This is a genomic window from Mariniphaga sediminis (assembly GCF_003573545.1).
Classification (GTDB): Bacteria; Bacteroidota; Bacteroidia; order Bacteroidales; family Prolixibacteraceae; genus Mariniphaga; species Mariniphaga sediminis.
The window spans coordinates 81633-98434 of record NZ_QWET01000017.1 but is presented as its reverse complement, the minus strand read 5'-3'; the positions used below and the strand labels follow the sequence as shown (position 1 = coordinate 98434).

The 16802-nt window shown below is 41.3% G+C and carries 11 protein-coding genes; all 11 read right to left on the bottom strand.

All coding sequences use genetic code 11. From position 1 onward, the window contains the following. Positions 1 to 349: 349 nt before the first annotated feature. Positions 350 to 553, bottom strand: a complete 204-nt coding sequence (locus tag D1164_RS23660; RefSeq protein WP_147372228.1) for a hypothetical protein — start codon at positions 551 to 553, stop codon at positions 350 to 352. A gap of 128 nt (positions 554 to 681) precedes the next feature. After that, entirely contained in the window at positions 682 to 2070 is a 1389-nt protein-coding gene (locus tag D1164_RS18525; protein ID WP_206611061.1) for a hypothetical protein, read from the bottom strand. Positions 2071 to 2081: 11 nt separating this feature from the next. Continuing rightward, positions 2082 to 3440: a DegT/DnrJ/EryC1/StrS family aminotransferase gene (locus tag D1164_RS18520; RefSeq protein WP_119351395.1), complete on the bottom strand. Its 1359-nt coding sequence runs from the start codon at positions 3438 to 3440 to the stop codon at positions 2082 to 2084. A gap of 287 nt (positions 3441 to 3727) precedes the next feature. Continuing rightward, the gene (locus tag D1164_RS18515; RefSeq protein WP_119351394.1) at positions 3728 to 4702 is read right to left on the bottom strand and encodes a glycoside hydrolase family protein; all 975 of its coding nucleotides are present in this window, start codon (positions 4700 to 4702) and stop codon (positions 3728 to 3730) included. A 19-nt stretch (positions 4703 to 4721) separates the two neighbouring features. Then, positions 4722 to 6218, bottom strand: a complete 1497-nt coding sequence (locus D1164_RS18510) for a glycoside hydrolase family protein (protein WP_119351393.1) — start codon at positions 6216 to 6218, stop codon at positions 4722 to 4724. A gap of 16 nt (positions 6219 to 6234) precedes the next feature. After that, positions 6235 to 7731, bottom strand: coding sequence for a glycoside hydrolase family protein (locus D1164_RS18505; protein WP_119351392.1), 1497 nt, complete (start codon positions 7729 to 7731; stop codon positions 6235 to 6237). A gap of 231 nt (positions 7732 to 7962) precedes the next feature. Next, positions 7963 to 8364: a glycoside hydrolase domain-containing protein gene (locus D1164_RS18495; RefSeq protein ID WP_119351390.1), complete on the bottom strand. Its 402-nt coding sequence runs from the start codon at positions 8362 to 8364 to the stop codon at positions 7963 to 7965. 20 nt (positions 8365 to 8384) lie between these two features. Then, entirely contained in the window at positions 8385 to 10010 is a 1626-nt protein-coding gene (locus tag D1164_RS18490; protein ID WP_119351389.1) for a right-handed parallel beta-helix repeat-containing protein, read from the bottom strand. A 202-nt stretch (positions 10011 to 10212) separates the two neighbouring features. Beyond that, positions 10213 to 11820 (bottom strand): RagB/SusD family nutrient uptake outer membrane protein, encoded by a 1608-nt coding sequence (locus D1164_RS18485; RefSeq protein WP_119351388.1) that lies wholly within the window; start codon positions 11818 to 11820, stop codon positions 10213 to 10215. A gap of 25 nt (positions 11821 to 11845) precedes the next feature. Continuing rightward, positions 11846 to 15208: a TonB-dependent receptor gene (locus D1164_RS18480; RefSeq protein WP_119351387.1), complete on the bottom strand. Its 3363-nt coding sequence runs from the start codon at positions 15206 to 15208 to the stop codon at positions 11846 to 11848. Positions 15209 to 15354: 146 nt separating this feature from the next. Next, a complete protein-coding gene (locus D1164_RS18475; protein WP_119351386.1) occupies positions 15355 to 16377 on the bottom strand; it encodes a FecR family protein in 1023 nt (340 codons plus the stop codon). Positions 16378 to 16802 lie beyond the last annotated feature (425 nt).

Genomic DNA, 16802 nt, shown 5'->3' with positions numbered 1-16802 from the left:
ACCTCCGGGCTTTTTTCTTTTTCTACACATGAATAGGTTCCAAATAAAAAAAGAAATACAAAAACGAAATATTTTGGTTTCATAATTTAAAGAGCGTTTTGTTTAGATTAAAAATTTATTTTGCTAAAAATTGCTCACAGCATTCAAAAAGCAATAAACTTCCAGCACATTGGCAGCCCCTTTAACAACACTATTGACATTGACATCGAAATCAAAGGGTACTTTTTCAGGAGCATGGGCAAACGTTGTGCGGAGTAAGGGCATATACTGTTCCTGGACCTAGGAACCGAGGGCGCTGCCGTACTTTATAATGGCAATTTCATCAAAAATCGGAATAATCCATCGGTGTTTACCCATCGCGCTCCATCCCGTGCAGTATTTGGGTCCGTTTAACTTCCCGGCCTTTAGCTGTTTTAACCCTTTTTTGCCCTTGCAATTCACGTAACTTCGCAGTTCCCTGTCTTAGGGGGATACAAAATGTTATGTATCCGAAGAACACCAACCCGATAATAAACAGAAATAAACCGGTTTTAATAAAAGAACGATTAATCATTACAATTTCTTTTTTTATTTTGTCCTGCGTTTTCCATGATCTTTGAATTCTACCAGCTACATATACTTCATGCCTGAATTTACTTTCTCATAAATTTAATACTTCCGGAAGAGTCAACTGTTAAATGGCTAATGGTTCAATAGTTTTTTTATCCCCAAAAGCAATACCTCCTCTGCCCCTGTAGTTACCGGACTTGTTTCAATTTCGTATCCTCCCTGTTTATAAGCTGCTTTTGTGCCAATATAAAATGGCCCGTAATCTCCATAGCCTGCCATTGTAACAAATAAATCAGGACGCATGGCTTTTGCTGCCAGTTGATATTCCACAAAAAGTTCGCCCGGCATAAAAAGAAGCCTTGTTTTTCCCAGGCTTAAACAGTTAAGCTCTATTTTCTTTCCGGCCTGGTATCTTTTTATCCAGGCAAGTTTCCCCATATTGTTAGGGAGGTAATTGAAGGGTAAATCCTCATCTCCCATTTTTGCTTCAATCTCCTCCAGTATATTTAAGGCGGGAGGCAGGTCAACAGCCTGAGTATTCCATTGTACCTGTTTGGGCGTAATCTTCATCTTTTTACTGTCCTCCCAGGCACGTTTCATGCCGTCAGCCAGTCTTTCAGCCAATATCCCACGATTTTCCTTTGAGCCATCGTTATATTTGCCGGCAGCAATATTACCTCCTGCCCCGTTAAAATGAACGTGCAAGGCACCGGGCATTTCCAGCTGGCGGTAAAACCGGGCAATCCCGGGGAAATCCGGGTTAGCTACCTGGGTTAAATAGTAACTTTGCGGGTGGGTGGCGTAAAAACTTAAGAGGGCCACCGGAGTTTCCTCTTCCCAGAAGCCGATAACCGAAACCATTGAATCAATAATCCCTTCAGGTTGCGCTATCAAAAAGGAATCTTTGCAGGAAGATCCCCGTGACGAGCCTACCTTTCCCTCGTCGTTCAGAATCCTTCGGTTCGAAGCTACTTTGTAAACCGGCGCTTCTCCATAGCTAATATGCGAGACAGGCCGGGAATCATCAAGCGATTTTTGTATTGCTTTACTCAGGTTCTGAATCAACTCACGGGCAAAACTGCCCTCAAAACAACCAAGCGAAATTCCTTCCTTCTTCAGGATTTCTTCCGCCGTAAAATCGCAAATCGGGGCGTCGTGCTGATGAATGGTGTGTACTGCAACCCTGTCGGGTGTGGTGCCGGCCGCTTCGGCCAATGCTTCTTTAAAAGCATCCTGCCCGCCGTTGGCTATTCCAATCCAGTCAATCGCGCACAATACAATGGGCTTGCCTGCCCCTTGCAATATTATCCCCCGTGCGCGAAGACTTAAATCGCCCGAATTTATCATGGTATCGTAAGTGAGCTGGCTCCCCACAGGAGGTGTGGCGTCTACATCAAAAGTTGATAATAGAACAGGTGGCTGCCCGTTCTGGGCAGCCACTGTTGTTATATCCGAAAAAAAAGAAAAAGACAGTCCTGCAAAAAAGAAGTACAGAAAGATAATGCGAAGGACATTTTTCATCGTAAAAAAAATTAAATGGATTTAAGCTGGTCGCGGTTTTCATATACTTTAGCCAGGGCGTTTATCACATCGTCCATATCGTCCGTTGTTCCAAGCAGCGGCCCGGAAGCCCACAGCATAACCATTTCTTCGTCGCAAACCAGGTCGCACACAGGACAGGCCATGTCTTGTTTAAATTCCTCAAGCCTGCTTTTCCCGTACATTTGCTGATACTCTTTCCTGCCCATGATATTGTCAACCCACGGCTCTCTGTGCAGGCCGTTTTTAATGTAAGGACTTAACCCGACCCCTTCGGCAGCCAGCGCTTTCAGGTACTTTTCCCGGGGTACCCCGTTGTATTCTTCCTTGTTGTAGTTCATGGTATACAGGTAGAAAGAGCCTTCTTCGGTGCCGTCATAGAGCTTTTGCGGGGTGATTCCCGGAATGTCTTTGATTTTGGAAGTGAGGTACTGCGCATTTTTGTTCCGCACGGCATGACGTTCCATGGCCGTGGGAAGTTGCCCCAGCAAAATGGCGCCCTCAAATTCGTTCATCCGGTATTTTGGCCCGATGGTTTCGGTGCGGCCAAATTTGGATGTTCCATGGTTTTGTACCGTGTAGCATTGCTCCATTAACTCCGCATTGTTGCTTATGATACTGCCCCCTTCACCACATGAGATTACTTTGGAGGACTGGTGGCTGAAACATCCGATGTCGCCAACAGAACCGAGCATTTTACCACGGAACTTTGCAAAGTGTGCCTGGCAGGCATCTTCAATGAGAAAGAGGTTGTACTTGCGGGCTATTTGCAGGAAGCGGTCCAAATCGGCAGGCTGCCCCATCATGTGTACCGGCATAATGGCTTTGGTATTTTTTGTAATCCTGCGTTCCACATCGTCGGGGTCTACCTGGAATGAATAGCGGTCGATGTCAGCAAGCACGGGCAGTGCCCTGGCCGACAGGATGGCGGCAATGGTACCGGGGTCGGTATAAGGAGAGGTGATTACCTCGTCGCCGGGCCCCAGTCCGAGGGCTTCCACTGCGGTGTGGAGAGCCTGGGTTCCTGAGCCCACAGCCACGCAGCGGGTGACACCCATCATCTCTGCATACTGCCTTTCAAATTTTACGACGGTACCGTTCTCTCGATCCTGAATGCGGCACCAAATACCGCTTTGTGTTGTTTTTTCAATGGAATCCATTACATTTTTATCGACATAGGGCCAATCGGGCCAGCTTTTATTTTGACGCACCGGGTTGCCGCCCAGGATTGCCAGCTTATTACTTGTTTTTGTTGCCCCAAATGCAGGGATGCTACCTATTGCTACTGCTCCGAGGGTACTGGCAGAGACAGTCCCTACAAATTTTCTTCTGGTGAAATTTTTTGCTTTCATTTTTTTATTTTTAAGATAGTTATTTTTTAGTCATTGTTATAAATGTCAAACAAACATTTTTTACGATGGCTGTTCTCCGGTTATTGGTTTCCAAAGGGATTTTGAATTTTTACAAAATCTTCAATTTCTTTACCTTCGTGTTTAAACCTGGCCAGCGTATAAACCGTTCCATCTTTTCCGACAGCAATTGAATTTACATAGATTGGCCTGCTGCCATCTTCATAAAATATCTGTCTGTATTAGTTTAAAATTTAGATAGTACCTGTTAGAGAATTCTTCGAATAAAATTATTCAATGGGAAACCAACCATTCAGAAATTGCTCCATCGTTCCCTTATATTCAGCCTCTCCCAAATACTCTTCTCCCTTTTGATTACCCCATGAATAGTTAATAATTAACTTTCCTTTAAATTCGCAAAAATCCATATCTGAATTGTTCCGATTTTCAGCCGTTGTAATTTTGTGAACCAAAGTATCGGACAAACTTTTATTGATAATTTGCCTGTCAGCGTCCGATGCTTTCAATACAGGGTTTAACGGGCTCGGTTCCCAGTTCTTTAAGTCTTTCGAACGCACAACTCTCATTTCATAACCGTTATGCGCTTCCAGGTAAAAATTATAGTAGTACTTATCAAAATATCGCAAACAGTGTGGAGCTGTATATCTATCCATTGCATAGCTAAATTCCGCAGGCAATATGTTCCAGTTTTTCAAATCGGTTGAAATTGCAAAACGGGCAGTAAAACTTTTTCCGGCTTCTTTTTCGGGTTTGCCTACTTCAAACATTAGCACAAATTTATTTTCGGCTTTAATTAGCGAAGTATTAAACATGCCAAACCCATGGAGTTCAAAGGCCATCCTTTGCTCCCAGTTTTCCAAGTCACTTGATGTAAAAACAAATATCTGCTCTCCATCCCAGTGGTTAACCGCAGTTACATGAACAATACTATCATCAACAAAAGCGCTTCCTAAATGAAATCCTCTGGCAAAGGGCTTTGTTGACTTTCCTGTTTCACGGTCGGTAAAACGGAAATAGGAATCGCCGGTTGGGTTATTCCAGTATCTGCTGCGGACATATTCGAATCGGTACACTTTACCTCTATAGTTTATCGGAGTGGTTTCTACTAGGCCGCAATCAATTGTCCCCTTCTTTTCAATTAAAGGTCGACCATCAAGGTCAGTTGGGGACTGTTTTATTGTGCAAGCAAAAAAGACGGCTATGCAAAGCAGGCATACCAAACGAATTATTCTTTGTTTATTCATATTCTGTTTGTTTAATGTTTTAGTCTTTTAGCCCGGTCAAATCCGATTCAAAAATTACTTTTCCGTCTCCTTCAATTATTTTCGCAGAAAAATTTTCACCCAGTTCAATATTCGAAGAAGTTTTCAGTTCGATTTCCTTTCCTTTTCCAGAATTTTCCAGAAGAATCATCTCATTATCCTGGTCGAAAATACATCCATGCATATTGATATGTGTTTTCCCAAACTCAGAGATTGTATTCGCACGCAAATAGTCTGGAAATACCTCGTTACCACAAAAATTAAAGACACGGTTTTTCAGCCTCGAATTGGTTATGGTAATCATATTTAAGGGTGTGATTACCTGGATAAGAGGCAGGTCTTTATCAAAAAGCACTTTTACATTATCGAGAATAATATTTTCCTGAATTGGTATTTCAGCTCCCGGATAATAGGAACGGTTGAACCGGCCCATATCAAACTGGATGGAGAACGGAATACGGGGCTTCTCAAGTTGAATATCCCGAAAAGTAACATTCCGTACTCCGGCAGTATACGTAATCTCTTCCTGTGTCATAACCCATGTTATTCCATCCAACACTTTTGAACCACTTTCGAAATCAGGTTTTGTTATTGATTCATAAAGTGTTGCATCAGGTGGCATTTTCACCCGGTATAATCTGCCGTTGGATACCACTGCATCCGACTGCTGGACTTTCATGCCTTTTTCCCAGTCAACCCAGGCGCCGGCCAGCATACGACAGAAAAAACCCACCGTTTTCTCCTGGTTCAGATCGTAACAGTTTTCAATCAAGCCATCTTCAATCCAACCCATTTCCGGGTTCGACGTGGAATAATCCTGAGCATTGAGTGCAATAGCATCGTCAAATGTTTGAAATACGCCATCCCTGATGGTAAATCGCTTGCCGGGCCCAAAATGGATTCCATCTTTTTGGCCTTTTATTATCACATCTTCAATGATTACATCCTCGAAGCGACAAATCTGGATACAAAACTGGCACCCCGTCAGGTCGTAACAACGAAAGCCCTTAATTTTTAAATCTTTCACATACGAAAACCCCAGAACACCCCGCAGGCCTAAAACCAAATCAGAACAATTGTCGACATTGTTCATGATAATATGCAACCCTTCGATGGTAATACGTTCGTCATATTTTTTTGTAAGCGCCCCTTTATTGATAAACACCTGTGAAAACCGTCCCTCTTCGTTCACCTTTTTCAACGAAACCCCTTTGCCAAAAACCAGCTCGGTATCGCTGCCAATGTAAAGTGTTTTTGCTATTTTGTATGTGCCGGGCTGCGAAACCACAATCGTTCCTCCCTGATCCAGGGCTTTTTGCATAGCTGCCGTATTCTGCATGCCGGTAGCTTCCGGCGAGAATCCAAATGAAGCAGCATCTACAAAACCAGTTGTTTCTCCTGATTGAGCTGTTTCAGTTGTTTTTATGTTTGCTTTTGCAACAACCGGTGTTGTCCCAGCCAGGATACCCCACAGCAGTAATAATTTTATCCCTTTCATAAACGATTTTTTGTATTTAATTATTTAATCCTGTTAAGTCAGACTGAACGGTAATATTTCCCTCTCCCTTTATAATTTTTGCAGAAAAATTTTCACCCAATTCAATATTTGATGAAGTTTTTAGCTGCACCTCTTTTCCTTTAGCGGTATTGTGCAACAAAACCATTTCACCTTCATGGTCGAAAATGCAGCCATGAATATTGATACTTGTTTTATAAAACTCAGGGATAATATTATCTTTTAGGTATTCCGGAAGAACCTCGTTACCATAGAATAATAAACCTTTATTTTTGAGCCGGGAGTTTGTTATGGTAATCATATTTACAGGTGATGAAACCAGTACAAGAGGAATGTCTTTGTCGTATAAAACTTTGATGTTGTCTAAAATTATATTTTCCTGTATCGGAACCTCAGCGCCTGCGTAGTATGAGCGATTGTATCTTCCCATGTTAAATTCTATGGAAAACGGAATTCTGGGTTTTTCGAGTTGGATATTCCGGAAAATAACATTCCGAACGCCACCTGTATAAGTAATAGTTTCTTGTGTCATTACCCAAGTAATTCCATCCAGCACCTTTGTGCCACTTTCGAAATCGGGTTGGGTTAACGACTCGTAGAGCGTTGCATCAGGTTCCATTTTTACGCGGTATATTTTCCCATTTGAAACTACGGCATCCGATTGTTGCACTTTCATTCCTTTTTTCCAGTCAATCCATCCACCGGCCAACATACGGCAAAAATAGCCCACTGTTTTTTCCTGGTTCAAATCGTAGCAGTTTTCTATCACCCCATCTTCAATCCAACCCAGTTCGGGATTTGACGTGGAGTAGTCCTGCCCGTTGAGTGCAATAGCATCATCAAATGTTTGAAATACGCCATCCCTGATGGTGAAGCGTTTACCGGGCCCAAAGTGAATTCCATCTTTTTGTCCCTTTATAATCACGTCTTCAATGGTTACATCTTCAAACCGGCTAACCTGTAAACAATACTGGCAACCCGTAAGATCATAACAACGTAACCCTTTAACCCGCAAATCCTTTACATATGAAAAACCCAAAACGCCCCGCAGACCTAGAATAAGGTCAGAGCAATTGTCAACGCCGTTTACGATAACATGCAATCCATCCAGCGTTATATTTTCATCATACGATTTTGTAAGAGCTCCCTTGTTTATTATTACCTGCGCAAAGGGTCCCTTTTCATCTACCTTTTTAAGCGACACACCATCGCCAAAAATGATACTTGTATGGCTTCCAATATAAAGCGTAGAGGCAATCTTGTAAACTCCTGGTTGAGAAACAATTATCGCTCCCCCTTCATCGATTGCTTTTTGCATGGCTGTCGTATTCTGCATGCCGGTAGCATCCGGAGAGAATCCAAATGAAGCAACATCCACAAAACCGGTTGTTTCACCTGATTGAGCTTTTTTTGTTGTTTTTACATTTGCTTTTGCAACAACCGGTGTTGTCCCAGCCAGGATACCCCACAGCAGTAATAATTTTATCCCTTTCATAAACGATTTTTTGTATTTAATTATTTAATCCTGTTAAATCAGACTGAATGGCAATATTTCCCTCTCCCTTTATAATTTTTGCAGAAAAATTTTTACCCAATTCCATATTTGATGAAGTTTTAAAATCAACTTCTTTTCCTTTTGTAGTACTGCCCCTCCCCCTTGACAGTGTAACAAAAACCGTGAGACGGGTGGTATTTGTCGGGAAACGAATTCCAAAAAGCATAGTTATTATAATACTTGTACCCCCTTCCGGTCAAGGCCGTGATAACTAACATCCACATCACTCAATATCACTGGCAAAAACAGGTGTGGTAGAGTGCCGCATAAAAAAACGGTTTTATCCTCCTCATTCTTTCCTTTTACCTGAATTCTTGAAAGAATATCATTCCAGGCAGTGGCTACATTTTCAGGCGTTTCGTCAAAACTACCGGGATAAGAGTCTGGGCATAACTCAACCAGGCCAAAAGGCACCAACGCCGTGGGGCACCACTGCTCGTAGTCGTACTGGGTGCAAATAAACGGATCGAGATAATCGACCGCACGTTTTCCTTCCAGCTGCGAACAGGAACCAAACAATAAAACAAGCAGTATTATCGGCAGCAAAATGAAATATTTCTCCAATTTTTTCATTTTTTTAAAGCTTATACTTATTAGTAAGTATTACTCAAAACTTTAGAATCATCAACTTCTTCATACACACCAATATTGGTTGATCCATTTATTACCGGATTTCCATAAAAATCACAGATATTACCTGTTTCAATAAATACTGCCTTGTTAAAGCACGGAGAACCGGATTTCAACTTATATCCATCCAACGATGAAAACCCATATCTTCCGCTTCCAGCTGAAATAAACATCGGGTCTGCAAGATTTTTTTTCGGATCATCAGGCAGTCCATTTATCCAAGGTCCAAAATAAAGATTATTGAAAAATCTAGTCCCGTATTTTGGGGGAGAAAGCTTATGAAAATCTTCAAGTTTCCTAAATTCGGCACTGTTCAAAGAATCTCCTTGTGCATATACTGTTCTGAACCGCCCCTGACCTGTTGCATAGAAAATGTTGTTTCTGAAGTGCGCGCCAAGCTTTCCTTTTTCTTTCTTTCCTTTTCCCTTGTCGGGACCGTATTCATCGCCATAGTAGTACGTTATATCAGAGGTTCCGTGATCCACATAAAATACGTTATTGTGAAGCAAATTTTGCTCGGCCGTGTCACAAAACATCGTCACCAGTTGAGTTGGCCTGAATTTGATATCGTTTTGACTGATATTATACCGTGCAATATTTTCGTGGGTATTGTCCATTATTAGCAAAAACCCGGCATTATTTCGGCTATAATTGTATTGCAGAATATTATTTTCACAATTAAAGTCAAAGTCAAAAGCCTGACCATCGCCGTTGCCTGGTTGTCTGCCTGTATTGTAAACTTCATTAAACTGCATGATGGTTTCCTTGGCGTGAGACATCCATATTGCCGCAGTATGAGGCCACCAGGCATAACGACTGTCGTCTCCGGTATCCAGATGAGGATCCCCCGTTCGAAGACAAGTTTGATCAACTATATTATACTCGATTAACCCACGATAGGCCCCATGTAGAATAATACCGTCACCACCAAGGTTTTCCAAATAATTTCTACGGACAACAATATTTTTTCTCCCTGTTACCTTGATGCCAATTTTGTCACAACGTTTGATAGTGTTATTTTCAACAAGCACATCTTCTGTCACCCTGTTTATTTCAATCATGGTACTTGAACCAGAACCGCCAATTTGTCCCCATAAATCGTGAATATAGCAATCCCGCACGGTAATGCCCTTGATTGAATCTCCCTTTTCAGCTTTAATAGATATTCCCTCGCGCCTGACTCCCAGTTGAGGCAGGGCTCCACTTGTAATTTCGATTCCCTGTATTTCCCACCACGATTGATCGACAAGCGAAATACCCGCTCCTGCACCTTCCCCTATATTGATAACAGGCATAGAGCCTTCCTCATAACTGCTTATGGTTATCATCTTTCCCCGTTCTCCCGAACCCAAAGGACGTAAATGACCATTCCAGGTACCGCCTGATTCAAAAAGTATGGCATCGCCGGGATGAAAAGTTTCGCGGTTAACCCTTTCCAGGGTTTTCCATGCAGTTTTTTTGGTTAACCCGGTGTTATCATCGTTCCCGTCAGGGGAAATGTAATAGTTTTTTAACCGATTCTGTGTTGTACATCCAATATGCACAACAATTATCAACAATAGAATAATACCTGTTAATTTATTTCTCATATACACTAGTATATATTACAACGAACCAAGTAATTCTCAAGTCATATTGATAGCTGAATTTGTGTTACTTGCCAGCAATATGCAACGATTAATATTTCAATACCTCAATTATCTTGAAAAACAAGGACGGGGTTCGTTATTATTTCGACTACGTCCTTGTTTCTTCATAAAAACAACATCCTATTGGACTTCACTTTTCCTGTTATTGAAATTCAGGATTATTGTTTTCTAAATTTGGATTTAATATCACCTCCTTACTCGGAATAGGCAGGAAATAATCTTTTTTGGTATATGGTTTTCTAAGATTGTATTTCTCTTCCGGTTCCTCACGCCATTCGGTAGTAGCTTTTTCTACCAATTCCAATCTTTGCAGATCGAACCATCTGGCAGAATATTCAAATCCGGCGAATTCCCACGCTCTTTCCCAGACAACGAGCTCAATAAACTCTTCTGTACTAAGACCACTTACGGAAGCCTCGGTTGTACCTACACCTTTATAAGCCCGATTACGTACATCGTTCAGGCATTGGTAGGCTAAAGCATCCGGGCCATCCGTACGCGCTTTGGCTTCGGCATATATAAGTAATACATCGGCATAACGCATCATTATGATAGGACGTCCGCTGTACCATGAGGCACTTTGATCCATTCCTGTAAGCCATTTACTGTCCGGGTCGTTCCGGTTTTCCCATTCCCAACCGGGAGTAAAATTGTCTGCCCATAACTTGCGGTAAGCCGGATGCGCAGCTTTCAAATCAGTATAATGATAATAATTTCCATTCGAGTGATAAAAATCGGTAACAAAAGTAAATTCTTTGCGTTCGCCTTCAGGAAAACGGTTAAAGAATCCCAATTCCGCAATCATTGATTCCCATCCGCCAAATTCGATGGGACGGCTGGGGTTGGGTGCTCTTACAGTAATATCGTCTGCAGTATGGTCAATCCAAAGGATAGCTTCATCCTGCGGAATTTCATAAGCTTCCCAGTACGGATCCCATACCTGCCAGTAATGTTCACGCAAGGCATAACCATATTCACCAGCATGATCAATAACTTCTTTGGCTTTATCCCGGGCCTTTGCATAATATTCAGCACCGCCGTTAACAGGAAAACCTGCCATTTGTAAATAGACTAATGCCATAGTCGATTTTGCTGCTCCTTTCGTTGGGGCACCGTTTTTCATATAACCATCCCAGATAATGGGAAGCCATTGCTCTGCGAATTCCAGATCGGAAATAATTAAGTCATAGATATCCCGGCTAGGAGAAACGGTAACCTCCCTGTCGGGATCCGGATTATATGCAGTCTTAATTAAAGGTATATTGTTAAAGAACCGCACTAACCAGAAATACGTAAAAGCACGGATAAAATGTGCTTGGGCAGCCAAAGCATTCAATCTGGCTTCCGGTACTGTATTCCGGGCATTGTGATAATTATTTATAATAGTATTTGCTTGATTTATGGTGTTGTATGCACGTTCATACCCCCGTTGAGTATCTGTATCACCTCCGGTAGTAATATCCATATTGACTTCCATCTCGTGGTAATAAACTCGTTGGTTACCGGTACCGATTACATCATCAGAACTGGCAAATTTGATTTCCATACTTTGATAGGGCCGCATCATAGCTCTATCCCAGATGCCATGCAATCCATTGATCAACAGCATTATTTCTACTTCATTTTTACACAAATTATCAGCGAACAACTGACCTTTTGGATCTTCCGCTAAAAAATCTTCATTGGATTCACACGAAATAAAAGAACCAATAACTGATAATATTAAAACTAAAATTATTTTATTTTTCATAATAAATTACTTTTAAAATGAATAGTTAATATTCAATTGCTATTCCGAAAGAAATACTTTTAGAACTCGGATAAGCAAACCAGTCCATACCTGAGTTTGCATCGACCACTCCTTCGTTAACGCTATTGTCGCTCGTAGAGCTAATCTCAGGGTCATATCCTTTATAATTGGTAATGGTCAATAAATTCTGTGCACTTACTGAAAGTCGGACAGATGCAAAAGAAATTACACTTTTGGGAATACGGTATGCCAGACTGAGATTACGCAGTTTCACGTAGCTACCATCCTGTACATATTGAGAAGATAATGGAATTAAATGGCTATTCCCAATTCTCGCAAACTCAGCATCGGAATTATCCGGGGTCCAACGGCTTTTGGCAGCACGAAGAGTATACGTTTGGGTAAAGTCAATACGTTCTGTCGCTACAAGATAAGCCCAATTCATTACATCACGTCCATGTACGCCTTCAAACAATACATTCAGGTTGAAATTTTTATAAGAAAGTCGATTATTGAAACCCCATGTAAATGGAGGATTCGTATTTCCAATAACCTGTCTGTCTTCTGCATCGTAATTGTAATTTCCATTCAGGTCTTCATACCTGTAATCACCTGGGGAGGCACCATATTTAGTGGCTTCATCCGCCTCATCTTTCTGCCAGATACCCAAATATTTTATTCCGTAAATCGTACCTATGGGTTTGCCAGGCAATAATGCAAATGGACTTGTCGATGACAGTCCGGCAGCATAAGAACGCCCGTATATTATATCCGTTTCACCTAAATTAAGTACTTCATTCCAGTTGTAAGCTCCGTTCAGGTTAATATTATACGACCAGTCCTGTGTTCTTATAGCATTGTAATCTAAATTAACCTCTATACCTTCATTTTTCACAGCACCAACATTAGAAATCACATTTGTCCGGCCATATTCAGAATCAGCTCCGGCGTATGCAGGGACAGAAATGGGAGCCAATAAATCTACCGTTTCCTTATTATAATAATCAAAGGCAAACGATAAACGATTATCTATCATTGTAAAGTCAACCCCTGCATTCAATTGTTTGGTAGATTCCCATTTGAGGTTAGGATTACCACCGATCTGTGATATGTACCCGGATTGATAAACATCTCCCCAATAGAAGCCCATGCCGCGTAGAGTCGAATATGTAGAATAAGAACTAATGGCCTGACTCCCTGTGACACCATATCCTCCACGAATTCTTATGTTTTGAAACACATTCTGATTTTTCATGAATTCTTCTTCGGAAAACCTCCATGCCAGAGAAAATGAAGGGAAATACCCCCACCTATTGTCGCCCCTAAATTTGGATGATCCATCGGCACGGTAATTCACCGTTACATAGTACCGCGAAGCATAATTATAATTTAAACGCCCAAAATACGACCGAAGGGAATTGTCAGACCAACCAGAACCAACTCCTATATTCGGTGCAGCCAAACCGAGGTTATGCCATTCCGCAGATTCAATCGGCAGAATGTTTGCGACTGCATTAACACTTTGGTATTCAGATTTACTTTGTTCAAATCCCACCATTGCCGAAATGTCGTGAAGACTAGCAAATGTTTTACTATAAGTCAGGAATGCATTTGTCAGCCAGTCTTTATTTTCATAAAAAGATTGACTGGCATTTGCATTTACACCGTTATATTCTCTGCTTTTAAAATTCCTGCTTCCCCCATTCCAGAAACCGATTTTGGCTTTTGCGTTCAATGTCAAACCTTCAATAATTTTAAATTCAATATTTCCAACGCCATGGCCGCCCCCGTCATAATTCGTTTGTTTAACTTCTGTCATTAATACAGGATTCATCAATGTGCCCGAACCCACTCCCAAACGATTATATGATCCATCTTCATTGTAAATAGGTTCGGTTGGTGACCATGCTATTGCAGCCATAAGGGGAATTGTCGATTTGTTTCCGCCCTGTGCCAAATTTGGATTAAGATTTTCGCTATGGCTAACACTCGATTCTATCTGAACGGTAAGACGGTCGCTTAAATCCATATCAACTTTAGCTTTTAAGCCATAACCGCTTGCTTCTGAATTTCTAATAGTACCAGTTGTCTTATTATAGCCAGGAGTAATATAATATCTTATATTTTTTGAACCTCCTGACAATATTACTTTGTAATTTTGTGAAAAACCAGTCTGCAAAAGCTCGTCTTGCCAGTCAGTCCCACCTCCTTCTTTAAATTTTGCTATCTCTGCATCAGTAAAAGGATACGCCCCAACACTTTTATTAAATTCGGCAAATTCGTGTGCATCCATTAAATCATAATGTTGAGGTACCATATCGAATGAGATGTCAGAATGGAACTCCAAAGTTGGCTTTCTCTCTGCACCTCGTTTTGTCGTTACCAGAATAACGCCGTTCGCACCACGTGAACCGTAAATGGCGGTTGCAGAAGCATCTTTTAAAATTTCAATAGACTCAATTTCGTACATGTTTGGTAGACTTCCATAGTTACCATCCACTACAATCAGAGGATCATTATTTCCCAACAAGGAGTTTGCCCCTCTAATACGGATGATTGGAGATGCTCCCGGGGCACCATTACTTCTTCTGACTGTTACACCCGGTGCCTTTCCCGCTATTATTGAATTTGAAGAACTGCCTGGTTGATCTAAAAAAGATTCTGACGAAATGGATGCAACAGAACCAGTGATATCTGACTTTTTCATTGTCCCATAACCAACTGCCACTACTTCTTCAATCCCAATAGTCTCTTCTTCCATCCTCACATTAATCCTCATCTGACTCCCAACTGCCACTTCTCTCATTTTCATCCCCACAAAGGAGAAAACCAGCATAGCATTATCCGGAATGTTGGCCAAAGTATAATCCCCGTCGGCGTTAGTAACTGTTCCCTGTGTGGTTCCTTTTACCACAACGGTTACACCGGGCAATGGTTGCTCACTAGAGTCGGTCACTTTACCAGAAACAGTTCGTTGCTCCATATCTCCACTCCCGTAGTCATTTACCCTGCCAATGGGGCTATCACTACGGGTGAGAACAATCAATGCTTCGTTGGCAAATTCGTATTGTACAGGTTGCCCCTGGAATAATTCGTCAAGAATTTGTTCCACTGTTGCTTCCCTTGCTGTTACCGATACCCGGCGCTCCACATCTACCTGTTCACGCAGGAAAAAAAAGCGAAAATCGCTGTGTTCTTCAATTTGCCGCAGTACTTCTACTACCTGCTTGTTTTCAGCCCTGAATGAAAATTTGTTGGCCTGCGAGTAACCAGTGGCTGAAACCTGCATAAGAGTGAGAAACAGTATAAAAACCGTTAGCTTCATGATTACAATTAATTTTTTTGCTTTCCCGTTGAACGGAAAAGGCGTAAAACAAAAATTTTTCATACTTTTAAAATGTTTTGATTAATAGCTTTATTGGTGGCTTGCCACCATTTTTCGAAACGATCCGGGCCGACAGGTGTTCCCGCACTTTTCGGCCTGTTTTTTTAAGGTATTTCCCCGGTCGGATCAGACGGGGTTATACTGTCAGTTCATTTCATAGTTCCTCCTTTTTTTCGGGTTTTATCAGCAGTTATTTCAATGGTTTGTCCTACAATTTTATAGTCGATCGCTATCATTTTTTTCAGAATATCCATCAGTTCAATCAGTGTTTCGCCCTGAAAAGTGGCATCGCAGTGGTAATTCAGAACACTTTCATCTTTTACCACAAACTCAACCCCATATTTCCGCTCTAACAATACAATCAGCTCTTCCAGAGGCATATTTACCAAAATCAGTTTGTTGTCTTTCCATGCCGTAACCCATTTGGTATTTACATCCTGTATTTCAGGGAATCCTGAATTCCCGGCCAGTGTAAGCTGTTGCCCGGGCCTCAGCATGATGCCTTCGGTAAGTTGCGGGTTATTTTCATCCAATATAGTAACCTCACCTTCTTCCAGCGTGGTAGTTACTTTATTTTCTTCTTTATATGCTTTTACGTTGAAACGGGTGCCAGTAACCTTCACATCATAGGCAGGAGTGTGAACTACAAAAGGACGTTTTTTATCTTTTCCGACCTGAAACCAGGCCTCGCCACTGAGATATACTTCCCGCGTTGCATTTTTATCGTTTACACTGTATTTTATTTCCGAGCCGGAGTTAAGAAAAATAACCGTACCGTCAGGCAGGTTCCATTCTGATACCGACCCCATCGGGGAATGGGCTGTGTAAAATACAGGTTCCTGTTTGTTCAACAAAGAAGTAACATAAATTCCAAGAAACAATCCCAAAACCAGGGTGGCGGCAATCTGCACCGCCACATTCAGGTAGCGGGTTTTAATAACATTCTGTCGTTCTTCTTTTTCAATTTTTCTCCAGATTGAGGAAAACATTTTGTGCATATTGGGAAGTGAATCATCAGAAACCTCCCATTCATTCAACTCTTTTACCATCACATCTTTCAGTTCATATTCCTTTTCAGGCTGATGAAAAAGAGACAACATCTCTTGCCGCTCCTTTACTCCGGCATTTTCGGCGTTTCCATGTCGTATTATATTTTCAATTTGATTATTCATTTTTTTTCTCTGTTAAGAAACTGTTTAAATTCTATTCCACGGCACTATATTGCTTTGATTTTCAGATTTAACCCCAATCCCTGAAGGGTGTACTGAAAATCAATTTACTCCCTTTAGGGTCGGGGTAAAATAAATTGACTTTCAATATTATAATTTGTGCAATAAAACATAAACCCATTCTATATAATATTTTATTCTTACGATTTTTAAACAGTTTCTAAAAGTAATACGGATTGTATGGACAATATACTCATTTAAGATTGGAAATTTCTCCTGAAAGATGACAGCCGGCAACCTTCCAAAAGCCTTTGTTTGCTCAGTTTCAGCTTGTAAATATTGTTTGCAAAAACTGATAATAAAATTGAAATAAAGCCGGGGCCGGATGTCAAAAAAAAGCGCATTCACATATTATCTGCTTCTTAAAG